Source organism: Neorhizobium alkalisoli, from assembly GCF_007829835.1.
Classification (GTDB): Bacteria; Pseudomonadota; Alphaproteobacteria; order Rhizobiales; family Rhizobiaceae; genus Neorhizobium.
This window is the reverse complement of record NZ_VIWP01000001.1, coordinates 866537-888442: the sequence shown is the minus strand read 5'-3', so window position 1 is coordinate 888442 and position 21906 is coordinate 866537. Positions and strand designations below refer to the sequence as shown.

The 21906-nt window shown below is 61.6% G+C and carries 20 protein-coding genes; 14 read left to right on the top strand and 6 right to left on the bottom strand.

Translation table 11 applies throughout. The features are described 5' to 3' along the window. Positions 1 to 19: 19 nt before the first annotated feature. From FHW37_RS03940 to FHW37_RS03925, 4 genes are all read right to left on the bottom strand, one after another. Entirely contained in the window at positions 20 to 1054 is a 1035-nt protein-coding gene (locus FHW37_RS03940) for an ABC transporter permease (protein WP_145632763.1), read from the bottom strand. Then, the gene (locus FHW37_RS03935; RefSeq protein WP_145632760.1) at positions 1051 to 2628 is read right to left on the bottom strand and encodes a sugar ABC transporter ATP-binding protein; all 1578 of its coding nucleotides are present in this window, start codon (positions 2626 to 2628) and stop codon (positions 1051 to 1053) included. The genes FHW37_RS03940 and FHW37_RS03935 overlap by 4 nt, the downstream gene beginning before the upstream one ends. Before the next feature lie 72 nt (positions 2629 to 2700). After that, positions 2701 to 3711, bottom strand: a complete 1011-nt coding sequence (locus FHW37_RS03930) for a substrate-binding domain-containing protein (RefSeq protein ID WP_145632758.1) — start codon at positions 3709 to 3711, stop codon at positions 2701 to 2703. A 20-nt stretch (positions 3712 to 3731) separates the two neighbouring features. After that, a complete protein-coding gene (locus FHW37_RS03925) occupies positions 3732 to 4763 on the bottom strand; it encodes an ABC transporter permease (protein WP_145632755.1) in 1032 nt (343 codons plus the stop codon). A 192-nt stretch (positions 4764 to 4955) separates the two neighbouring features. Between FHW37_RS03925 and FHW37_RS03920 the strand changes: the two genes are divergently transcribed. Beyond that, positions 4956 to 6053: a LacI family DNA-binding transcriptional regulator gene (locus tag FHW37_RS03920; RefSeq protein WP_246690651.1), complete on the top strand. Its 1098-nt coding sequence runs from the start codon at positions 4956 to 4958 to the stop codon at positions 6051 to 6053. A gap of 67 nt (positions 6054 to 6120) precedes the next feature. Continuing rightward, positions 6121 to 7182 (top strand): aldo/keto reductase, encoded by a 1062-nt coding sequence (locus FHW37_RS03915; protein ID WP_145632752.1) that lies wholly within the window; start codon positions 6121 to 6123, stop codon positions 7180 to 7182. A 72-nt stretch (positions 7183 to 7254) separates the two neighbouring features. On the opposite strand, the gene FHW37_RS03910 is transcribed toward FHW37_RS03915, so the two are convergent. Further along, positions 7255 to 8157 carry a LysR family transcriptional regulator gene (locus FHW37_RS03910; RefSeq protein WP_210249263.1) on the bottom strand — a complete coding sequence of 301 codons (903 nt, stop codon included), beginning with the start codon at positions 8155 to 8157 and terminating at the stop codon, positions 7255 to 7257. A 107-nt stretch (positions 8158 to 8264) separates the two neighbouring features. Here FHW37_RS03910 and FHW37_RS03905 point away from each other — a divergent pair, with 107 nt between their 5' ends. The 11 genes from FHW37_RS03905 to FHW37_RS03855 all read left to right on the top strand — a co-directional run bounded on the left by FHW37_RS03905 (position 8265) and on the right by FHW37_RS03855 (position 20027). Then, entirely contained in the window at positions 8265 to 9017 is a 753-nt protein-coding gene (locus FHW37_RS03905; protein ID WP_145632749.1) for an SDR family NAD(P)-dependent oxidoreductase, read from the top strand. A gap of 41 nt (positions 9018 to 9058) precedes the next feature. Beyond that, positions 9059 to 9448, top strand: coding sequence for a nuclear transport factor 2 family protein (locus FHW37_RS03900; protein ID WP_186458128.1), 390 nt, complete (start codon positions 9059 to 9061; stop codon positions 9446 to 9448). Positions 9449 to 9803: 355 nt separating this feature from the next. Next, complete coding sequence (locus FHW37_RS03895; RefSeq protein ID WP_186458165.1) at positions 9804 to 10646, top strand: alpha/beta fold hydrolase; 843 nt, start codon at positions 9804 to 9806, stop codon at positions 10644 to 10646. Between the two features lie 177 nt (positions 10647 to 10823). Then, complete coding sequence (locus FHW37_RS03890) at positions 10824 to 11870, top strand: LLM class flavin-dependent oxidoreductase (protein ID WP_145632740.1); 1047 nt, start codon at positions 10824 to 10826, stop codon at positions 11868 to 11870. 256 nt (positions 11871 to 12126) lie between these two features. Beyond that, positions 12127 to 13260, top strand: coding sequence for a transporter substrate-binding protein (locus tag FHW37_RS03885; protein ID WP_145632737.1), 1134 nt, complete (start codon positions 12127 to 12129; stop codon positions 13258 to 13260). Beyond that, positions 13257 to 13838, top strand: coding sequence for an ANTAR domain-containing response regulator (locus tag FHW37_RS03880; RefSeq protein WP_145632734.1), 582 nt, complete (start codon positions 13257 to 13259; stop codon positions 13836 to 13838). The genes FHW37_RS03885 and FHW37_RS03880 overlap by 4 nt, the downstream gene beginning before the upstream one ends. After that, positions 13838 to 14686: an ABC transporter permease gene (locus FHW37_RS03875; RefSeq protein ID WP_145632731.1), complete on the top strand. Its 849-nt coding sequence runs from the start codon at positions 13838 to 13840 to the stop codon at positions 14684 to 14686. The genes FHW37_RS03880 and FHW37_RS03875 overlap by 1 nt, the downstream gene beginning before the upstream one ends. Continuing rightward, entirely contained in the window at positions 14686 to 15603 is a 918-nt protein-coding gene (locus FHW37_RS03870; protein WP_145632729.1) for an ABC transporter permease, read from the top strand. Before FHW37_RS03875 ends, FHW37_RS03870 begins: the two co-directional genes overlap by 1 nt. Positions 15604 to 15628: 25 nt before the next feature. Then, positions 15629 to 17230 (top strand): ABC transporter substrate-binding protein, encoded by a 1602-nt coding sequence (locus FHW37_RS03865; protein WP_145632726.1) that lies wholly within the window; start codon positions 15629 to 15631, stop codon positions 17228 to 17230. Between the two features lie 164 nt (positions 17231 to 17394). Then, a complete protein-coding gene (locus FHW37_RS03860) occupies positions 17395 to 18339 on the top strand; it encodes an acetamidase/formamidase family protein (protein WP_145632721.1) in 945 nt (314 codons plus the stop codon). Further along, positions 18336 to 20027, top strand: a complete 1692-nt coding sequence (locus tag FHW37_RS03855) for an ABC transporter ATP-binding protein (RefSeq protein WP_145632718.1) — start codon at positions 18336 to 18338, stop codon at positions 20025 to 20027. The genes FHW37_RS03860 and FHW37_RS03855 overlap by 4 nt, the downstream gene beginning before the upstream one ends. Before the next feature lie 196 nt (positions 20028 to 20223). Here FHW37_RS03855 and FHW37_RS03850 read toward each other — a convergent pair whose 3' ends face one another. After that, positions 20224 to 20970, bottom strand: a complete 747-nt coding sequence (locus FHW37_RS03850; protein WP_186458127.1) for an SH3 domain-containing protein — start codon at positions 20968 to 20970, stop codon at positions 20224 to 20226. A gap of 235 nt (positions 20971 to 21205) precedes the next feature. Between FHW37_RS03850 and FHW37_RS03845 the strand changes: the two genes are divergently transcribed. Continuing rightward, a complete protein-coding gene (locus tag FHW37_RS03845) occupies positions 21206 to 21892 on the top strand; it encodes a DUF3313 domain-containing protein (protein ID WP_145632713.1) in 687 nt (228 codons plus the stop codon). Positions 21893 to 21906 lie beyond the last annotated feature (14 nt).

The window sequence follows — 21906 nt, the reverse complement described above, 5'->3', positions numbered from 1 at the left end:
GGTTTTCCTCCGAATAAGATTATTTCTTGCGCTGGCGGGTCACGAAGAACGCAGCCGCAAGCAGGATGAAGACGCCGACCACCAGCCGCTGCCAGGTGCTCGGAATGCCGACCAGAACGAGGACGCTGTTGATCACGACGATCAGCAGCACGCCCAGAATGGTGCCGAGAACCGATCCCGTTCCGCCGGTGATTTTTGCGCCGCCCAGAACGACGGCGGCGATGACGTTGATCTCCGTGCCGACGAGATCGAACGGATTGGCCTGGCGGTTGGCGCAGACATGGATGATGCCGGCAAGCCCTGCGAGCGCGCCCGCATAGGCAAACAGGAAGACATGCACCTTGCGCAGATCGTAACCGAGGCGGCTCGCGATATTGGCATTGCCGCCGACCGCGAAGATCGCGCGGCCCATCAGGGTGCGATTGAGGATCCACCAGGTGATGACGGCGGCGATCGGCAGGACGAGGAAATAGAAGGGCAGGGTGATCGTCGCGCCATTGGCGGATTCGAACTGCAGCAGCGGCAGGCGGCCGAAGGCACCCATTTGCGGCGGCAGCGACATGATCCAGACCGTGCCGATGAAGGACAGAAGGAAACCGCGGAACAGATATTGCGTGCCGATGGTGACGATCAGCGACGGAACTCTGAGGTGGTGAACCAGAAGCCCGTTGATGACGCCAAGCAGCGCGCCGCCGGCGGTCGCCATGACGATGATGACGGCGATCGGCAGGCCCGGAAGATATCGCTGCACCAGAACGGTCATCGAATACATGGTGAAGGCGGCGATGGCCGTGAACGACACGTCGATGCCGCCGGCCGCCAGAATGATGAAGACGCCGAGCGCGAACAGGCCCATCACCACGCTGGCGCGGCCGATATCGATCAGGGTCGAAGGCTGCAGGAAGGCGGGATTGGCGATCGCAACGGCGACGCAGATCGCCACCAGCAGGGCAAAGGTAATCGTCTCCGGCCGCCTGCGGACCAGTTCGCCAAGGCTGAAACCCCGTTTTTCGGACGCGGCCTGCTGAAGCTCTTCCACGCGTGATGCACTCATTGAATAGTCTCCAGCTTGGAGGTCAGCATTGCCTGGTAGAGCTGATCTTCGCTTGCCTGTTCGGTCTCGAACTCGGCGACCAGTCGGCCGCTGTTCATGACCAGGATGCGGTCGGTGTTCTGCAGCAGTTCAGGCAGGTCGTCGCTGACGATAATGATGCCCATGCCCGCTTCGGCGAGCGTCTGGATCGCCCGGTAGATCGTGTCCTTCGAACCGACATCGACGCCGACCGTCGGTCCATGCAGCACGAGCAGTTCCGGCTCGATGCTGAGCCAGCGGCCGATCAGCACGCGCTGCTGGTTGCCGCCCGAAAGCGCCCCGACCGGCAGGTCGAGATTTTTCGTGTTGAGCCGCATCTGTTCCGACAGTTTTGCGGCGAGGCTGCGCCCGGCCTGCTTGTCGACCACACCGAAGGAATTGCTTAAGCGCGTCAGGACGAGCGCGATCTCGTTGTCGAGGATCGACTTGTCGAGAAACAGGCCTTCAGCGAGCCGATCCTCCGGCACGTAACCGATGCCCTGCCGGATCGCATCGACCGGCTGCCGAACATCGAGTACCTTGCCGTTGAGGGACATCTTGCCCGATCGGGCCGGCGCGACGCCGGTGATCGCCATCGCAAGTTCGTTGCGCCCGGAATCCGCAAGGCCGGTAATGCCAAGGATTTCGCCCTTGCGCAGGGTAAAGCTCATGCGATCGACGCCGTGGGCAATAAGGTCGTCGACCGAGAACAGCACGTCCGGCGAAGGCTGGGCCGTCCGGTAACGTTCGGAATCGATCGCCCGGCCGGTCATCAGCTCGGCCAGCTGCTTCTTGGTGTAGTTCTCGATCGGTCCGGTCGCGACGCATTGGCCGTCGCGGAAAACGACAGCGTGGCCGCCGATCCGGTAACATTCGTCGAGCTTGTGGGTGACGAACAGGACGGCGACATTTTCCTGCCGCAGGCGCTCGACGACGCGGATCAGATTGTCCACTTCGCGGCGGGTGAGCGAGGTCGTAGGTTCGTCCATGATGACCAGCTTGGCGCTGGTGGCGATGGCACGGGCAATCGCCACCAGCTGCCGGGCGGCCAGTGGGAGGTCTGAAACGGTGGTGTTGAGAAAGCTTCGATCGGTCGGCAGGCCGACAGTTTCAAGCGCGCGCTGCGCCGTTTCCTTCAGCCGGCTGCGGTTGAAGACGCGGCCGAGACGGCCATTGCCAGACACGAGCTGTTCGCTCAGCGCGACATTTTCCGCAACCGTCAGGTTGGGAAGCAGCGACAGGTCCTGATAGACGGTCTCGATGCCGGCGCTCAGCGACTGGATCGGCGTCATGGCCGAAAAGGATTGCCCTTCGAGGACGATTTCGCCCTCGCTCGGCGCGATTGCGCCGGACATGATCTTGATGACGGTGCTCTTGCCGCAGCCGTTTTCACCGAGAAGGTGATAGGCTTGGCCGAGCTCGAGCGTCAGGTCGATGCCGCGCAGCGCGTGGACGCCGCCGAACCATTTCTGAATATTGCGGAGCTCCAGAAAGCGGCTCTGTGCCTGCTGGCTGCCGAGATTTGCCGACAATGGAAAGCCTCCCTTTATGCGCATCGCCGCTGATGACAAGCGGCCCGGTCCGGCCGGCACCGCAGAACGGTGCCGGCCGGGTTCGAAGAGCGGTTCTTAGAAAAGATGCTGCTTGTAGGTGGCCTTGTCGGCGAGAACCATGCCGTTGCCGATGACCAGAAGGCCGTCGCCGGCACCCTTCTTCACCGTCACCTTGTTATAGCCCTCGACGCCGAGGTCCATGCCGTTAGTGATTTCCTTCTTGGCGAGCAGCAGCTTGGCAAGCGAGTTCATCGCCATGCCGGCCTTCTGCGGATCCCAGAAGCCGATTGCGGTGATTGCGCCGGATTCGAGAAGGTCTGCGGACGGGTTCGGCAGGCCGGTGCCGACCAGGCATACCTTGCCGGAAAGGCCGGCTTCGTCGATCGCGCGGCCGACGCCGAGAACGTCATTGCCGGCCGACGTCTGGAAGCCCTTGATGTCAGGATGCTTGCGCAGGATTTCCTTCGCCTTTTCATAGGTGCCATTGGCATCGTCGAAGGATTCGTTGTTCGGATCGACGAGCTGCATGTCTGGATGCGTCTTGGCATTGGCTTCGCCGGCGCCAACCCACTGCATATGCGTGCGGCTGCCGAGCGAGCCGACGAAGGTCGTCCACTTGCCCTTGTTGCCCATGCATTCTGCGAGACGGACGTTGAGCGCCTTGCCGTAATCGGAATTGTCGAAGGCTTCGACGTCTGCCTGGGTGTTCTTCTGGTTGTCGGCTTCATGCGTGACGACGACAATGCCGCGGTCCATGGCGCGCTTCAGCGTGCCTTCGATAACGGCCGGGTCCATCGGCACGACAGCCAGAGCGTTAACGCCCTTGGCGATCAGGTCCTGAATGATCTGCAGCTGCTGGGCGGCATCGGCGGTTGCCGGGCCGCTCTGGGTGGCGACGACATCCGGGTTTGCCTTCTGATAGGCTTCGACGCCGGTGTTCATGCGGTCGAACCACGGAATGCCGCTGATCTTGACCACGGTTGCGATGACCGGCTTCTGCTGAGCCATCAGCGTGCCGGCGGTGCCGGCCAGGAGCGTTGCGACGGCAACGCCGCCGATCATGAGCTTTTTCGAGATTGCTTTCATTTTCTCCTCCACAAGTTCCCTCAGTTGTTCGGTTTCGGCGTTCGAGGGATGGACGCCGAAGGATTGGGTTGCCTCCGCATGGGTGTCAGAAAGTCGACGACGTCGTAGCGGCCGACGGCAAGGAAGGTCAGCAGCAGCAGGCCCCAGGCAAAGTCGCGGACGAAATTCGACAGGCCGCCGAAATTCAGAAGGCTCGACATCAGCTGCAGGGCGATTGCGCTCAACACGACGCAGACGACGCGGCCGTAACCGCCTTCCGGCTTCACGCCGGCCATGACGACGATCAGGATGGCGATCAGCAGGTAGGAGCTGCCGTAATCGAACTTCACGTTGACATTGCGGGCGGCGATGATCATGCCGGCAATGCCGGACAGCGTGCCGCTGATGGCATAGGTCGAGACGATCACGCCGGTGCGCGGAAAGCCGGCATAAACGGCGGCCTTCGGATTGGTGCCGGTCATCATCAGCCAGAAGCCGTAGGGCGTGAACCGCAGCACGGCGGCAATCACGATTGCGGCGACGGCGAAGATCAGGAAGTTGATCGGGACCGCCAGGAAGAGGTCGTTGCCGATGCGCGACAGCAGGTCGGGGCTTCCGACCGTGACAGCCTTGCCGCCGGAAACCACGACCGCCAGACCCATGAAGGCCATCTGCGTGCCGAGCGTGCACAGGATCGGCGTGATGTTGAGCTTGGCGATCAGCAGGCCGTTGATCGTGCCGCCGATCAGACCGATCGCGACGGCAACCACAATGAAGCTGACGCTGAACGCCATCTCGCTATCGGCACTCGACAGAAAGGACGAAACGATGACCGCGGAAAGCACGCCGGAGAGGTTGGCGAGCGCGATGCCGGAGAGATCGATGCCGCCATTGCCGGCGCACATGGCCAGCATGACGCCGATCGCCAGAAGGGCGAGTTCCGGCAGCTGGCTGGCCATGGATTGCATGTTGAACAGGGAGAGAAACGTTCCCCCCGAAATCATCGCACCCACGATCAGCAAAAGGCAATTGATGGCCACAAGCATGACCAGCTGCCCGCTGCTAGTTTGCATGGTCTCCTCCCATGTTTAGTAAACAAGCGCTAGCTTTACTAAATGGCTATCAAGGGATTTTCCGGTTGGCAAGAGGGATTTTACGGGATTTCTTGGTTGCAGGCGCGAAGGAATTGACCTAACGCTAGTAAAGATCGGCGGTTACGTTTACTAAACGCAGCTGCACAAAACTGGCATTCAGCGGGAATTCCGATGCCTATGGCAGGCAAGAAGACACTGACAATCCGGGATATTGCAGAGGCAGCAAACGTCTCGCCGGCCACCGTTTCGCTGGTCCTGAACGGCAAGGGAGACATATCCAGTGTAACGCGTGCACGTGTGCTGGAGGCGGTCGCCAAGCTGAAATACGTGCCCAGAAGCACGAAAGGCGGCGGCGATCTCGGCGAAAAACTTCGCTTTCTGAAAATCGCCAAGCACGGCCATACCGTCAATCGCGATCACAGTGTTTTCATCTCCGATTACATCGACGGCATGTCGGCGGAAGCGACGCGCCGCAACTACAGTCTCGAAATCGTCAGTTTCGAAGGCCAGCCGATCAGCGCCGTCGTCGAATCGCTCGCCGGTGCGCCGATCAGCGGCATCATTGCGCTTGGCACCGAGCTTACCGAAGCCGATATCGAACTGATCCAGGGCATTGGCCTGCCGACCGTGTTCATCGATACGTTCTACGATGTCATCGACGCCAATTTCGTCGACATGAACAACGAGGACGCGGTCTATAAGGTGCTGTCGCGCTTCAAGGATCAGGGTTTTGAACGCATTGGCTTCGTCGCCAGCCATGTCGGTACGACGAATTTCCGGCTTCGCCAGGATGCCTTCTTCAAGAACATGGCGCGCCTCAACCTGAAGGTCGCGGAAAACGACGTGATCTCGGTCGAATCGACCTATGACGGCGCTTATGCCGATACGCTCGAACTGCTGAAAAACGGCATCGATCTGGCCGACTGTTATTTCTGTACCAATGACATTATCGCCTACGGTTTTATGCGCGCCCTGAAGGAATCCGGCGTGCGCGTGCCGGACGATGTCTGTGTCATTGGCTTCGACAACCTGCCGCAAAGCGCAACATCGGATCCGGCGCTGACGACGATCGAGGTGTCGAAGCGCAAGATCGGTTATCTGGCGGTCACGGTCCTTGACGACCTGATCAATGCCTCGGAGCCGCAGCCGGCGGTGAAGATTCAGGTTGGCGCTGAATTGGTGTTGCGAGCCAGCCATTCGAAGGACATGGCCAAGGGGCCCGTCGTAGCGGCTAGGCTATCCGCGCGCAAAAGGCTGCCGGCGGAATAAAGGATCTGGCCGTGACCGGCAGGGAGGATGCCGCTGGTTTCGCGCCATAAATGACAGGGAGGATATCATGGAATATCGCGTTCTGGGGCGGTCCGGCCTCAAGGTCTCGGCCATTGCGATGGGGACGTTTTCGTTCGGCGGTGTCGGCGCATTCGCCAAGGTCGCGAGCCAGGATGTCGCCGATGCAAAACGGCTGATCGACGTCTGCATCGATGGCGGCGTCAATCTGTTCGATACGGCCAACATGTATTCGCTCGGTCGTTCCGAAGAGATTTTAGGCGAGGCGCTGAAAGGCAAGCGCGACCAGGTACTGATTTCGTCGAAGGCGCGCATGCGGATCGGCGACGGCCCGAATGACGAGGGCACTTCCCGCTTTCATCTGATCCGCGAATGCGAGCGCAGCCTGAAACGGCTGCAGACCGACCACATCGACATCTACCATATGCACGAGTGGGATGGCGTGACGCCGCTGGAAGAGATGCTCTCGGCGCTCGATACGCTCATCCAGTCCGGCAAGGTGCGGTATATCGGTTGCTCCAACTATTCCGGCTGGCATCTGATGAAGGCGCTGTCCGTCTCCGATCAGCGGCTTCTGCCGCGTTTCGTCACCCAGCAGATCCATTACACGCTGGAGGCGCGCGAGGCGGAATACGAGCTGCTGCCGATCTCCGTCGACCAGGGGCTTGGTGTCACGGTCTGGAGCCCGCTTGCGGCCGGCCTTCTCTCGGGTGCTTTCGGCCGCAACCGCGCGCCGGAAAATTCGCGCCAGGCCGAAGGGTGGAGCGAGCCGCCGATCCGCGACAAGGAAAGGCTCTGGGCGATCGTCGATGTTCTGGACGAGATCGCCAAATCGCGTGGCGTGACCGCCGCACAGGTGGCGCTCGCCTGGACATTGAGCCGTCCGGCAATCGTCTCGCTTGTCTGCGGCGGCCTGACCGAACAGCACTTTAGGGACAATATCGCAGCCGTAGATCTGAAGCTCGGTGCGGAAGAACTGGAACGGCTGAACCAGGTGAGCCGCGCTCCCTACATTTATCCTTATTGGCACCAGCACAATTTCGCGTCCGACCGGTTCGGTGCCGGGGATTGGGCCCTGCACAAGAGCTATGAGGATCTCGGTCCGGTATAAGGGGCAGCTCCGAAGCTGTGCACCGCACTTTTCGTCTGTAAAGGCTGATCGCGGCGGCAGGCCTTCCTGCCTTCATCTCGCCAGCGCATCTTTCGGAAAGCCGGCAGCCAGGCTGTCGATGAATTTTCGCACGGCAGGCGGCAGGCCACGTCGCGTGGTGAAGACGAGATGGACAAGCCCTTTCATGCCACGCCAGGCGGGCAGGACGCGCACAAGCCTGCCGTCTTCCAGAGCCTGCCGGCAGGTATGGTCGGGCAATAGCGCGACGCCGAGGCCCGCCAGCGCTGCGGCCCGGACGGCGGAAAAGTCCGCGCATCCGATCCGCGGCTCATGCCGCAATGTATGTGTCTGACCATCGTCGGTCTCGAGAGACCAGTTGACCTCGCTCTGGTCATCCGTCGTGGACAGCGTCTGCTGGCTTGCAAGATCGTTGATCGTGCCGATGCGGCTGGCGATCTGCGGGCTTGCGACGAGGATCCGGATGGAATTGCCAAGCGACCGCATCGTCAGCGAGGCGTCGCCATCCAGTGAGGTGCGCACCCGCAATGCCACGTCGATCCGCTCCTCGATCAGGTCCACCGGCCGGTCGATTGCGATCAGTTGCAGGCGCACTTTTGGGTATTGCGCCAGAAACTGCGTCACCAGCGCCGAGATCGGCTCCACCAGTCCGGTTGGGCAGCTCATGCGGATCAGGCCATGCGGCTCCGATTGCGCTTCCGCCACCAGCGCTTCGGCACGCTCGGCTTCCGCCAGCATCGCCTTGCAGCGTTCGTAGAAGGATTGGCCGACATCGGTTACCCGGAAACGCCGGCTCGACCTTTCGATCAGCCGTACACCGAGACGCGCCTCCAGTCCGGCCACCCGGCGGCTCAGTTTCGACTTGGGTTCGCGCAGCGCCCGGCCCGCAGCCGCAAAGCCGCCATAGGCAACCACTTCGGCAAAATACACCAGATCGTTCAGATCAGATCGCATCATCGTTCTCCATATGGAACGCTATGTAACATTTTTGCCGACTATTTGCACCAGCGTTCCGGTGGCATGTTCTCCTCAACGGCAACGAGCCGTCATCAAGGAGAAAGACAATGACCAAGAAGTTTGAAAACAAAGTCGTAATCGTCACCGGCGGCACCAGCGGCATCGGCCTCGCCACCGCCAAGGCCTTTTCGGCAGAAGGCGCCTCGGTCTTCATCACCGGCCGTCGCAAGGACACACTCGACGCCGCTCTCAAGGAAATCGGCGGCCGCGTGACGGGCGTTCAGGGGGATATGAGCAAGCTCGTCGATATCGACCGCCTCTATGATGCGGTCCAGCAGAAGCACTCGCATATCGACGTCGTTTTCGCCAATGCCGGCGGCGGTGAGATGGTGCCGCTCGGCGCGATCACCGAAGAGCATTACCAGAAGACCTTCGATACCAATGTGAAGGGCGTGCTTTTCACCGTCCAGAAGGCCCTTCCCCTGCTGCGTGACGGCGGCTCAATCGTCCTGACCTCCTCGACGACCAGCATTTCCGGCACTCCGGCCTTCAGCGTCTATTCGGCCACCAAGGCTGCGGTCCGCAACTTTGCCCGCAACTGGATCCTCGACCTCAAGGACCGCCGCATCCGCGTCAATGCCATCAGCCCCGGCGTCACCGATACTGCCGGTCTGAATGAACTGTTCGGCAGCGGCGAAAGCGCTGAAAACACCAAAGCCTATCTCGCCAGCCTCATTCCCGCCGGCCGTGTTGGCCAGCCGGAAGAGATTGCCAAGGCCGTCCTGTTCCTCGCCTCCGACGATGCCTCCTTCGTCAACGGCGTCGAGCTCTTCGTCGACGGCGGCCAGGCCCAGATCTGATCCGGGCCGAGGTCCAGCATTATTAGCCAAGGAGAACCATCATGGCAGAGATTGCAACACTGCTCGAACGGAACCTCCAGCAGATCTTCGGGGAGGGCGATGATGCCCTCCGCCTCAAGGTGGCAGAGGAAATCCTTCTGGAAGACGCCGTCTTCGTCGAACCGCACGGCGTCTATCATGGACGCGACGAAATCGTCCGCATTGCCGGCGTGATCCGCGCCATGCATCCGACCTTTCGTTACACGACGATAGCCGATGCCGAAGTCCTTCATGACCAGGCGGGGCGTGTCAGATGGGTTGCGGGCGAACCAGGTCAGCCTCCGGCCTATGCCGGCACGGATTTCATCGTCGCAAGGGACGGAAAGATCGCCGCCATCTATCTCTTCTTCGACGGCGCACCCGATCCGACCAGCCCGCCGATCCCGGCGTGAGCGCTGGCTGGTGCCGCATGAATATGAAGCCGCCGGCACTAATCGAGCGGCGGCTTCTCAGGATAATTATTGCGATATCCGCAATTCAATCGACAATATTATTGCAATTGTTGGTTTCAGCTCTACCCGTCATTATCCCTGCATAGACAAACGCAAGGCCGCACAAACGCAGCCGGCCAAGTCAAACCAGATCCGACAGGAGCAGACGATGACCAACCCAACTCTTCCCATCCGCCGCCGCGACGCACTGCTCGCCGGTGCCGTTCTCGCCGCCGGCGCTGCTCTTTCCACCCGTTCCTCTTTCGCAGCCAATGCTGCGACCCATGACAATCAGACAATCACAGGAGATAAGACCATGACCGACAGTTTCGTAACCACCAAGGACGGCGTAGACATCTTTTACAAGGACTGGGGTCCGAAGGACGCTCAGCCGATCGTCTTCCACCACGGCTGGCCGCTGTCGTCCGACGACTGGGATGCGCAGATGCTGTTCTTCCTCTCCAAGGGGTATCGCGTCGTCGCCCATGACCGCCGTGGCCATGGCCGCTCGGCCCAGGTTTCTGAAGGTCACGACATGGACCATTATGCCGCCGACGCTTTTGCCGTCGTCGAGCATCTGAACCTGAAGAACGCCGTCCATATCGGCCATTCGACCGGCGGCGGTGAAGTTGCCCGTTATGTCGCAAAACATGGCCAGCCGTCCGGCCGCGTCGCCAAGGCGGTTCTTGTCTCGGCCGTCCCGCCGCTGATGCTGAAGACGGCCGCCAATCCGGAAGGCCTGCCGATCGAAGTGTTCGACGGTTTCCGGGCAGCCCTTGCCGCCAACCGGGCCCAATTCTTCCGCGACGTTCCGGCCGGCCCGTTCTACGGCTTCAACCGTGATGGCGCCAAGGTTCAGGAAGGCGTGATCCAGAATTGGTGGCGTCAGGGCATGATGGGTGGTGCCAAGGCCCATTACGACGGCATCAAGGCGTTTTCCGAAACCGACCAGACGGAAGACCTGAAGGCGATCACGGTGCCGACGCTGGTCCTGCATGGCGAAGACGACCAGATCGTGCCGATCGCGGACTCTGCCCTGAAATCGGCCAAGCTTCTGAAGAACGGCCAGCTCAAGAGCTATCCGGGCTTCTCGCACGGCATGCTCACCGTCAATGCAGACGTGCTGAACGAGGATCTCCTCGCTTTCGTCAAGGCTTGACGAACTGGATGGTCGCGGCGGAAATCCGTCGCGGCCATCGCTGCGCGAAACGGCCACGAGCCATATGCGCAGAAGACCGTCATATCAGGCAAGACACCGATCCGGGCCTTGCTGTTTCCTCAGCGCAAAACGCTTTCCGACGAGGATGTTTTTCCTCGCAACCCTATGGCAGATCCCATGACCCATGATCTTGAATTCGGCCTCGACACCTTTGGCGATGTGACAACGGCTCCGGACGGGCAACTGCTTCCCCAGCCTCAGGTCATCCGCAATGTCGTCGAGGAAGCTGTCCTCGCTGACCGGAACGGCATCGACTTTTTCGGGATCGGCGAACATCACCGGGAAGATTTTGCGGTTTCCGCTCCGGAAGTCGTTCTGTCGGCGATCGCCGCGCGCACGGAACGGATCCGGCTCGGCTCGGCGGTCACCGTTCTGAGCTCGGACGATCCGATCCGGGTATTCCAGCGGTTCTCGACCCTCGACGCTCTTTCCAACGGGCGCGCCGAAGTCATTCTCGGCCGCGGCTCCTTCATCGAGTCCTTCCCGCTTTTCGGTTACGACCTGTCGAAATACGAGGAGCTCTTTGAAGAGAAGCTGGACCTCTTCTCCGAACTCGTTTCGAAGGACGTCATCGATTACGAAGGCGGCTGGCGTCCGGCATTGAAGGATCAGCGCGTCTATCCGCCCATCGCCGACGGTCGCCTGAAGACCTGGATCGGCGTCGGCGGCAGCCCGGAATCGGTGATCCGCGCCGTGCGGCACGACATGCCCATGATGCTCGCCATTATCGGCGGCGATCCGCGACGGTTTGCGCCTTATGCCGAACTCTATCGAAAGGCGTCGGAACAGGCCGGCCGTCCCGCGCGGGAAATCGGCGTGCACTCTCCCGGTTATATTGCCGAGAGCGACGAAGAGGCCCGCCGCGAGCTGTTTCCGCATTTCAAGAAGATCCGTGATCGTCTCGGCAGGGAGCGCGGCTGGCCGCCAGTGACGATGGCGGATTTCGAGAATGAGATCGAGCACGGTTCCCTTTATGCCGGTTCGCCGGAAACGGTGGCGAAGAAGATCGTCAACCTGGTCCGGACGCTTGGTATCTCGCGCTTCCAGATGAAATATTCGGCCGGCCCGATGGAGCACGAAAAGCTGATGAAGAGCATCGAGCTGTACGGCCAGAAGGTCATTCCGCTGGTTCGGTCTTTGCTCGCCGAATCGAAGGCGGAATGACCGATCAGGCAGGGTGATATGTTTTGTCGCCTTGCCTTGGCCCAAACGGGTTGACGCCCAAGAGCGCCATTCCTGCCGATTTACAAATTCTTACCGCTTGACTTGCCTTCGATGTCTGTATTTTAATCAAGCCTGCGGATTAGGCATAATTCCGATCCGCACCTCACATGACTTCGATGTCGCTGGGCAGTTTCGCCCCATGACGCCCCGCTCGATAGCGGGAGCCGCGTCATGGGTTTTTTGCATTTGGGCTATCATGAACGACGCGCTGAAGATCGGTATCCTCTATTCCACGACCGGCCCTTATGGGGCGATGGGCGTGGATGCGCGCGACGGCGCGATGCTTGCCGTCGAGGACAATGCCAAAAAGTCCGGGCGCGTCATCGAGCCGGTCTTTTATGATCCACATGCCAGCCTGCAGGGTTATCTCGACGGTGCACAGCAGATGTTGCGGGCCGATTGCCGCCATATCGTCGGCACGATCACATCCGCTGCCCGCAAGGAAGTCATTCCGCTGGTGGAAAAACATGACGGCCTGCTCTGGTACATGTGTCCCTATGAAGGGTTCGAGGCCAATGAAAGCGTTATCTATATCGGCGGTTGCCCCAACCAGCATCTGATCCCCGCCTTCGAATATCTCATTCCGCGTTTTGGCGCACGGCCCTACCTCACCGGCGCCAACTATGTCTGGGGCTGGGAAATGAACCGGCTGGCGCGCGAACTGATCGCCAATGCGGGCGGCGAGATTTTGGGTGAACGATATCTGCCGCTGGAGGAAACCTCGGTGGAACGGATCATCACCGAGATTGCCGAGCGACGCCCGAGTTTTGTGCTCAACAACCTCATCGGCCCTTCCAGCTATGCCTTTCTGGAGGCGATGAAGGCGCTCGGCGAGAAGGATCCGTTTTTCCGGCCGGAAAACTGCCCTGTCGTCAGCTGCGACCTGATGGAATGCGAACTCGACCTGATCGCCAGGGGGGCTGCGACCGGACAGCTTTGCGCGGCTTCCTATTTCGACACGCTGGATACGGCTGAAAACCGCGATTTCAAATCCCGCGCCGCGCTGCGCTATGGCCGCGAGCGGCGCATTTCCAGCGTTTTTGCCAGCGCCTATGTCGCCGTCGATCTCTGTGTCGCCGCGATCCTCGCAGCCGGCACCGACGAACCTCAGGCCGTCCGCCGCGAAGTGCAGGGCCGCAAGTGGCCGTCGCTCCTGGGTGCGCTCGAGATCGACGGGCGTACGAACCATGCCGCCCTGCCGTTCCATCTCGGCCGCATCAATGACGATAACGGTTTCGATGTCATCGCATCGCGCCCGGCGCTTGCGGCCGATCCCTATCTCACCCAGCGCGGCACCGCCATGCCCGCCAAGCTGAGAGTGGTATCATGAGCCGGACGCCGAATTTTACCGGCTGGAAGGCCGTGATCCTGCATCGCGAGGACAGCAATACTGAACGTTTGGAGCGTCAGTTCGGCCTGCTGGGCATCCGTGCCACCCGCCGCTGGGAACCGCTTTCCACATGGGACGATGCCGATCTCGTTCTCGTCGATGCGGATCAGGGCTGGGATGATCTCCTGCCGCAGACGGACGGTCTTTCGGGCAGGCCGCTGGTCGCCCTGCTCGGCTCCGAAGCGCCCGGCCGCATCGCCTGGGCGATGGAAAAGGGCGCGAGCGCCATCATCGCAAAACCGGTCGCAACCTCCGCCATCTTTCCGGCGCTGGTCATGGCAGTGTCGATCCACGAGGAACGCTTGGCCGTTGCCGACAAGCTGCGCCATCTCGAAGAGCGGGTGAGGATGCGGCCTCTTGTTCATGCCGCCGTCGAAAAGCTGCGCGCTGCACAGTGCATGACCGAAGAAGAGGCCTATGCAGCCCTGCGCGACTGCGCCATGCAGCGCCGCCTGACGATGGAACAGATTGCGGCCATCCTGCTCGGTGGGGCTGAAACCCTGCCGGAGGTCGGCTGATGGGCATTTTTCGTTCCCTTCTGCGGCAGCCGACGGCTGTCTTCGGTCTGGTCGTCGTTATCGTCGTGGTCGCGCTGGCGCTTGCCGCACCGCTGATCGCGCCCTTCAGCCCCGATGAACAGATGTTCGACGGCCTGACACTCGAAGGCGCTCCCATGCCACCCGGCGGACCATTCCTGCTCGGCACGGATACGCTCGGCCGCGATCTTCTTTCGCGCATGCTGTTCGGGGCGCGGACCTCGCTGATCATCGGTCTGGTTGCGAATGGCGTTGCGGTGGCGATCGGTCTCTTCATCGGCATCGTCGCGGGTTATCTGCGCGGTCTCGCCGGCAATATCCTGATGCGCTTCACCGACCTGATGATGGCTTTCCCGGCGCTGCTGCTTGCGATCGTGCTGGCGGCATTGCTGAAACCCAGTCTCTGGATCGTCGCGATGGTGATCGCGCTGGTCAACTGGGTGCAGGTGGCGCGCATCGTCTATACCGAGACGCGCGGCCTCGTTGAACGCGATTTCATCATGGCTGAGCGCTCGCTCGGCGCCGGCCATGGCCGCATCCTGTTCCTGCATATCCTGCCGCATCTGGTGCCGACGGCGATCGTCTGGGGCACGCTCGGCATTGCCACGACGGTTCTGCTCGAGGCGACCCTCTCCTTCCTCGGCATCGGCGTTCAACCGCCCGAGCCCTCCTGGGGCAATATCATTTTCGAAAGCCAGAGCTATTTTCAGGCAGCGCCCTGGCTGGTGTTCTTTCCCGGCCTGGTCATCCTGTTGACTGCGCTTGCGTTCAATCTCGTCGGCGATGCCCTGCGCGACATCCTCGATCCGACACAGCGAGGGAGGGGCTGATGGCATTCATGCTTCTTCGCCGCCTCGCACAGGCGTTCCTCATCCTGATCGGCGTTGCCGCCATCACCTTTGTCCTTCTCTATGCGCTGCCGGCCGATCCGGCGCGGATGATCGCCGGCCGCAGCGCAACTGCACAGACGGTCGCGTCCATCCGCCATGAACTCGGCCTCGATCAGCCGCTGCTTGTTCAGTTCTGGACCTATCTTTCCGGCCTGCTGCGGGGTGATCTCGGCCGGTCCTATGCCCAGAAGACGGAAGTCTGGACGCTGATCGTCGCCCGCCTGCCGGCCACGCTGACGCTGATGGCCGCCGGCATCGTCGTCGAGGTCATTCTCGGCATCACATTTGGCACGATCGCGGCCGTCAAGCGTGGGGGCATGATCGATCGTCTGGTGATGATGGCGTCTTTCGTCGGCGTCTCGGCACCGCAATTCGTCGTTGCACTGCTGCTTTACGTTTTTGCCGTCACGCTCGGCTGGTTCCCGATGAGTGGCTATGGAAGCTTTGCGCATGTCGTCCTGCCGGCGGCGACGCTCGGCGTGCTTGGCGCCGGCTGGTATGCCCGCATGGTGCGCTCGGCGATGATCGACGTCCTGAACCAGGATTATGTGCGCACCGCGCGCGCCAAGGGGCTGTCGTCGCGCCGGATCATCTTTCGCCATGCTCTGCCCAACGCCATCCTGCCGATTGTCGCCATGATCGGCATCGATATCGGCCAGTTCATGGGTGGGGTCGTCGTGGTGGAGGCGGTCTATGGCTGGCCCGGCATCGGCCAGCTCGCCTGGCAGGCAATCCAGCAGGTCGACATCCCGATCATCATGGGCGTGACGCTGACATCGGCGCTCGCCATCGTCACCGGCAACCTCATCGCCGACGTGATCGCGCCCTTCATCGATCCGCGCATCAGAACATCCTGACCAAAGCAAAAAAGGGGAATTTATAATGCTCAAGAGCTGGTTACTTGGAACGACGACTGCAGCGGCGATCCTGCTTGCGCCTCTCGCCGCGATGGCCGAGGGCAAGGATATCGTCGTGACCTACAAGGACGATATCGTCACGCTCGACCCGGCCATCGGTTATGACTGGGTCAACTGGTCGATGATCAAGAGCCTTTATTCGCGCCTGATGGATTACGAACCCGGCACCGCCAAGCTCGGGCCCTCGCTTGCCGAAAGTTTTGAGGTCGCACCGGACGGCCTCACCTATACGTTCAAGCTGCGCAAGGGCGTAAAATTTTCGTCCGGCCGCGACGTGGTCGCCTCCGACGTCAAATATTCGATCGAGCGCGCTGTCGATCCTAAAACCCAGGGGCCGGGCGCCGGCTTTTTCGGCGCGATCAACGGTTACGAGGATCTGACCGGCGGCAAGGCAACCGGCCTTTCCGGCATCGAGACGCCGGATGCCGGAACCGTCGTCTTCAAGCTTTCGCGGCCGGATGCGACCTTCCTGCATGTGCTGGCGATCAATTTCGCTTCCGTGGTGCCGAAGGAAGCCGTCGAGGCCGCCAGCGGCGATTTCGGCAAGCATCCGGTCGGCTCCGGCACGTTTACCCTCAAGGATTGGGTGATCGGTCAGAAACTCGTGTTCGAAAAGAACCCGAACTATTACGTCAAGGGCACGCCGAAGATCGACGGCTTTACGGTCGAAGTCGGCCAGGAGCCGCTTGTGGCGCTGCTGCGCCTTCAGAAGGGCGAGGTCGATATTGCCGGCGACGGCATTCCGCCGGCGAAATTCCTGGAGATCAAGAATTCCAAGGACGGCGCACAGATGATCGTCGACGGTGAGCAGCTGCATACCGGTTACGTGACGCTGAACACCAAGGTGAAGCCCTTCGACAATCTCAAGGTCCGTCAGGCGGTGAACCACGCGATCAACAAGGAGCGCATCGTGCGCATCCTCAACGGCCGCGCAACGCCCGCCAAGGAAGTGCTTCCGCCGCTGATGCCGGGTTATGACAAGGACTATGCCGGTTACGCCTATGACGTTGCCAAGGCAAAGTCGCTGCTTGCCGAAGCGGGCGTCGGCAGCGGTTTCGAAACCGTGCTCTACGCCACCAATACCGATCCGCAGCCGCGTATCGCCCAGGCGATCCAGCAGGATCTCGCGGCGATCGGCATCAAGGCCGAAATCCGCGCGCTGGCGCAGGGTAACGTGATTGCCGCGGGCGGCACGGAAGGCGAGGCACCGATGATCTGGTCCGGCGGCATGGCCTGGATCGCCGACTTCCCGGATCCGTCCAACTTCTACGGCCCGATCCTTGGTTGCGCAGGCGCTGTGCAGGGTGGCTGGAACTGGTCCTGGTATTGCAATGCCGAGCTCGACAAGCGCGCGACGGCGGCCGATTCCATGTCCGACCCGGCGAAGTCGGCGGAACGTGTCGAAACCTGGAAGAAGATCTTTACCGACGCCATGGCCGACGCGCCCTGGATCCCCGTCACCAATGAGCGCCGGGTGGTTGCCAAGTCGCTGCGCATGGGCGGTGAGGATAATGTCTATATCGATCCGACCCGCGTCATCAATTACGACGCGATTTTCGTGAAGTAAGGATTGTCCGCACTGAAGGCAGCCCCTCATCCGGCTGCCGCCACCTTCTCCCCGCTTGCGGGGAGAAGGGGTTGTGGCACCGCCGGTGCCTCCTGCGTCCCCTCTCCCCGCGAGCGGGGAGAGGGTCAGGGTGAGGGTGAGGGGCAAAACTTCGGAGCATCCCTATGTGCAGCATCTGCAAACATACCATCCATCAGGCCCAGCATAATTTCGGCTGGAACCGCGATTTTCCGCCGGCGCTGACGGCCAAACCCGGCGAGACCATCCTGTTCGAATGCATGGATTCATCCGGCGGCCAGATCGGCGCCGATGCCACGCTCGCGACCCTCGCCAATCTCGATTTCGGCAAGATCAATCCGGTCTCTGGCCCGGTCTACGTCGAGGGTGCAAAGCCGGGCGATGCGCTGAAGGTGACGATCCGCAAATTCCACCCGTCAGGCGTCGGCTGGACGGCGAATATTCCGGGTTTCGGCCTGCTGGCCGACCAGTTCAAGGATCCGGCCCTGCATGTCTGGACCTATGACAGCGTCTCCATGGCGCCGTCTGCCTTCGGTCCCGGCGGCAAGGTGCCGCTAAAGCCGTTTACCGGGACGATCGGCGTCGCACCGGCCGAACCCGGCCTGCATTCCGTCGTCCCGCCCCGCCAGATCGGCGGCAATATGGACATTCGCGACCTGACCGCCGGCGTTACGCTCTATCTGCCGATCGAGGTGGAGGGCGCGCTGTTTTCCGTCGGGGATACCCATGCCGCCCAGGGGGACGGCGAGGTCTGCGGCACGGCGATCGAAAGCCAGATGAATGTCGAGCTGACGCTCGATCTCGTCAAGGGCGCCAACCTGAAGACGCCGCGCTTCACCGTCACCGAACCGGTCACGCGCCATCTCGACGGCATGGGTTATGAGGCGACGACCGGCATCGGTCCGGACCTCATGACCGGTGCCCGCGATGCCGTGATGCGGATGATCGATCTGCTGACCGCCGAGCACGGTTACAGCGCGGTCGACGCCTATATGCTCTGCTCTGTTTGCGGAGATCTGCGCATCAGCGAGATCGTCGACATGCCGAACTGGGTTGTCTCCTTCTATTTCCCCCGGATCGTTCTTTCGTGACGGAGGAAAGTGGCCGCGAAAAGCCGGTGCTGCGGGTCGAAAAGCTCTGTGTCGATGCGCGCACGCCGGAAGGGCTGAAACGCGTTCTCGACGATGTCAGCTTCGACCTTCGGGCCGGGGATACGCTCTGCCTTGCCGGCGAAAGCGGGTCGGGTAAATCGGTGACCTCGCTGTCGATCATGGGCCTGTTGCCGAAAGCGTCCCTGCGCATCACCTCCGGCAATATCATTCTGGGCGATCGGGAGCTGACGCGGCTTTCAAACAGCCAGATGCGGGATATCCGCGGCGGCGAGATCGCCATGATCTTTCAGGAGCCGATGACCTCGCTCAACCCGGTGATGAGCATCGGCGCGCAGCTCATCGAGGCGATCCGCGAGCATCAGCAGGCGGACAATTCTGAAACGGTCGCCCGGCAGATGCTGGATGCGGTGCATATCGCCGATCCGGTGCTACGGCTGAAGCAATATCCGCATGAGCTTTCCGGTGGCATGCGCCAGCGCGTAATGATCGCCATGGCGCTCTCCTGCAGGCCCAAAGTGCTGATCGCCGACGAGCCGACCACGGCTCTCGATGTGACGGTACAGGCGCAGATCCTCAATCTGATGCGTGAGCTGAAGGGCGAGTTCGGCACCTCGATCGTGATGATCACCCATGACATGGGCGTGGTCGCCGAGATGGCCGATCGCGTCGCGATCATGCAGAATGGTCGCATCGTCGAGCAACGCAACTCGCTGGATCTCTTCGCGAGCCCGTCTGAGCCTTACACCCGCCGCCTGCTGGCGGCAGTTCCACGGCTGGGCGCTTTTGCTGGGACGGATGGCCCGCCGAGGATTTCGAAAGCACCTCTTCAGCAGAAGCAGCGGGAAACGGCGCCGATCCTGAACGTGCGCGATCTCAGTGTCAGCTATGGCCGTGGCTCCGGCATGCTGTTCCGCCGACAGGTGCCGCCGGCGACGGTGCGCGAGATTTCCTTCGAGATCATGCCGGGCGAAACGATGGGTCTGGTCGGCGAAAGCGGCTCCGGAAAATCGACGACCGGCAAAGCGGTTCTCGGCCTCATTCCGTTCTCAGGCTCGGTCGAGATCGACGGTTACGACATATCCCGGCTGTCACAGCCCGAGATGCGGCCCGTGCGCCGCTCGGCGCAGATGATCTTTCAGGATCCCTATGCTTCTCTCGATCCGCGTATGTCCGTCGGCAGGGCGATTGCCGAACCGATGACCATTCACGGCATCGGCACGCCCGCCGAGCGCCGCGACCGGGTTGCGGACCTTCTGCGGCGGGTCGGTCTGACACCGGATGCGGCAACCCGCTATCCGCACGAATTTTCGGGCGGCCAGCGCCAACGCATCTGCATCGCCCGCGCGCTTGCGCTCGAACCGAAACTGATCGTCGCCGACGAGAGCGTTGCCGCCCTCGACGTTTCCGTCCGTGCGCAGGTGCTGGACCTGATGCTGGAACTGCAGGAGACGATGGGCCTCGCCTACCTCTTCATCTCGCACGACATGGCCGTGATCGAGCGCATGTCGCACAAGGTCGCCGTCATGCATGGCGGCCGGATCGTCGAGGCGGGCACGCGCCGCGAGATTTTCGAGAGCCCGCGTGAGGATTATACCAAGGCGCTGATGAAGGCTGTTCCGATACCGGATCCGACATTTTATCGATCTCTTCGACGCTCCGCGGGGTAGTGCGGCCATCTCCCGAGCGCACTGCCATGGTCCGCTAGAGCCGGTTCCTCGGCATGGGCGTGGCCGACGCTGTGTTCGGCTGGGCTGTTCAATCAATAGTATTCTTCCTGAATGGCACTCTCGCGGGCGCCATTCAGGAATTCAAGCGGTGAGCTGAACGCTCATCCGCGTCATCGAGATCTCGCCCGAGGCCGTGTCATGGGCGCTCGACGCTGCCATGGCGGATAACGGTATTGCCCCGTGGTCCGCGTGTGACGGAAGCGCCACCGCAGCGTTCGTCGCCGCATCCGCCGATGGCGGCGCGACCGCCTCCGTTCGGGCCACGCGTCACTGCGGCACCGCCGCAATTGCCGTCCCGGCATCCGCCGGCGGCTGCTCGCGCACCACCGTAAGCCCCATGGGTCACGGCCGCTGCTCCGCAACCACGATCACCGCAGCCTGCAACGACGGATCTCGAGCCACCACCGACATAATAGCGGTCCCAATGGCCGTACCATGGCTGCGAATGATAGTGGGCGTCCCAATAGGCCACCGTGAAGGCGACCGTGGCAATTCCGACCGCAGGCACGACAGCCGCCGTCAGAACGGTCGGCTTGCCGGCATAAAAGACCTGGATATAGCTGGCAGAAACCCAGCCGCGGCTGCCGCCCCAGCTGATATCGCACCACGACCTGTCCGCGATGCAGCCGTAAACGGCCAGAGATGCGCTCTGCGGCATCGTCATGACGACGGGATAGCGTGTGCTGGGGCCGGCGCGCAGGTTTACATTTGCCAGCGCGACGCCGCTGACGGTGGCGGAGGCCGGCGTCAATCCGCCGAAGGACATTGCGATTGTCAGGGCGAGCATGATCGACGCGGCAAGTTTTCTGAGGCCGGGAATGCGCAGGAAAAACCGCGACGGGCGTGTTGCCACGACAGTTCCCGGGAGGGTGTGGAAGGACATGGGCTTTTCGGCTCCTCTTGTTGAAGATGACCGATGATCCGCGGCGAGTTTTACGTGCCTGTTTCGGATTTGATGCAGAAGTTTACAGCCCGGACGGCATTGCCCGGCTGTAAAGAACTGTAACATTCCTGCAATTCCCATGAAAATTGCCTGTCGTCAGATGCGATGCCGCCATTGCGGCAATTCCGGCCTGTGCGTCGGAAGGCGATTTTGAGCGAAGGGAAGTCCGGCCATCATGGCTCAGTCACGGGGAATGACGGTTCTTCAGGGAGCGGGCGTGATCGCCGCTGCACTCGCATGTACGGCATGCAGCACGCGGCCGGTGCATTATCAGGCGCTGTCCTCCACGGCTGAGTTGCATGCCAATACAAGCGGCGGCGACCGGCAGGTTGCCTTCAACAGCACGCTCGATACCGCCGCACTCAAATCCTACGCCTCCATCACGCTGGAACCGGTGGCGATCTATCGTGGTCGCGACCATCAGTTCGGCAAGATTTCGGAAGAATCCAAGGCGGAACTGGCCCGCCATGCCGACCAGAAATTCAGATCCGAGCTCGGTCGCCGGAACCTTCTCGCCGGCGCCGCCGGACCTCAGGTGCTTCGCATGCGTGTCACGCTTACGGGAGCCGAAGAGAGTGTTCCGGTTCTCGGGACGGTAACAAAACTGACACCCGTCGGCCTTGCCTTGAGCGGCGTCCGCGCGGCAACGGACCGGGAGGGCAGTTTCAACGGCGCCATCACCTATGCGGTCGAACTCTTTGATTCCCGCAGCGGAAAGCTCGTTTATGCCTTCGTGGCACGCCAATATCCGAATGCACTCGATATCCCTGCCAGCATCCGGCCACTCGATGCGGCCAAGGCCGGCATTGATCGCGGTTCGTCGACGACGGCCACATCCCTGAAATCGCTTTTGAGAGGCTGAGGTGGATTCCGTGG

Coding starts and splice junctions, on each gene's coding strand:
- FHW37_RS03915 (WP_145632752.1), top strand. CDS start 6,121: ATGGAATATCGCGTTCTGGGGCGGTCCGGCCTCAAGGTCTCGGCCATT.
- FHW37_RS03895 (WP_186458165.1), top strand. CDS start 9,804: ATGACCGACAGTTTCGTAACCACCAAGGACGGCGTAGACATCTTTTAC.
- FHW37_RS03920 (WP_246690651.1), top strand. CDS start 4,956: ATGCCTATGGCAGGCAAGAAGACACTGACAATCCGGGATATTGCAGAG.
- FHW37_RS03885 (WP_145632737.1), top strand. CDS start 12,127: ATGAACGACGCGCTGAAGATCGGTATCCTCTATTCCACGACCGGCCCT.
- FHW37_RS03845 (WP_145632713.1), top strand. CDS start 21,206: ATGGCTCAGTCACGGGGAATGACGGTTCTTCAGGGAGCGGGCGTGATC.
- FHW37_RS03905 (WP_145632749.1), top strand. CDS start 8,265: ATGACCAAGAAGTTTGAAAACAAAGTCGTAATCGTCACCGGCGGCACC.
- FHW37_RS03870 (WP_145632729.1), top strand. CDS start 14,686: ATGGCATTCATGCTTCTTCGCCGCCTCGCACAGGCGTTCCTCATCCTG.
- FHW37_RS03860 (WP_145632721.1), top strand. CDS start 17,395: ATGTGCAGCATCTGCAAACATACCATCCATCAGGCCCAGCATAATTTC.
- FHW37_RS03890 (WP_145632740.1), top strand. CDS start 10,824: ATGACCCATGATCTTGAATTCGGCCTCGACACCTTTGGCGATGTGACA.
- FHW37_RS03925 (WP_145632755.1), bottom strand. CDS start 4,763: ATGCAAACTAGCAGCGGGCAGCTGGTCATGCTTGTGGCCATCAATTGC.
- FHW37_RS03910 (WP_210249263.1), bottom strand. CDS start 8,157: ATGATGCGATCTGATCTGAACGATCTGGTGTATTTTGCCGAAGTGGTT.
- FHW37_RS03865 (WP_145632726.1), top strand. CDS start 15,629: ATGCTCAAGAGCTGGTTACTTGGAACGACGACTGCAGCGGCGATCCTG.
- FHW37_RS03930 (WP_145632758.1), bottom strand. CDS start 3,711: ATGAAAGCAATCTCGAAAAAGCTCATGATCGGCGGCGTTGCCGTCGCA.
- FHW37_RS03850 (WP_186458127.1), bottom strand. CDS start 20,970: ATGTCCTTCCACACCCTCCCGGGAACTGTCGTGGCAACACGCCCGTCG.
- FHW37_RS03900 (WP_186458128.1), top strand. CDS start 9,059: ATGGCAGAGATTGCAACACTGCTCGAACGGAACCTCCAGCAGATCTTC.
- FHW37_RS03940 (WP_145632763.1), bottom strand. CDS start 1,054: ATGAGTGCATCACGCGTGGAAGAGCTTCAGCAGGCCGCGTCCGAAAAA.
- FHW37_RS03875 (WP_145632731.1), top strand. CDS start 13,838: ATGGGCATTTTTCGTTCCCTTCTGCGGCAGCCGACGGCTGTCTTCGGT.
- FHW37_RS03935 (WP_145632760.1), bottom strand. CDS start 2,628: ATGCGCATAAAGGGAGGCTTTCCATTGTCGGCAAATCTCGGCAGCCAG.
- FHW37_RS03880 (WP_145632734.1), top strand. CDS start 13,257: ATGAGCCGGACGCCGAATTTTACCGGCTGGAAGGCCGTGATCCTGCAT.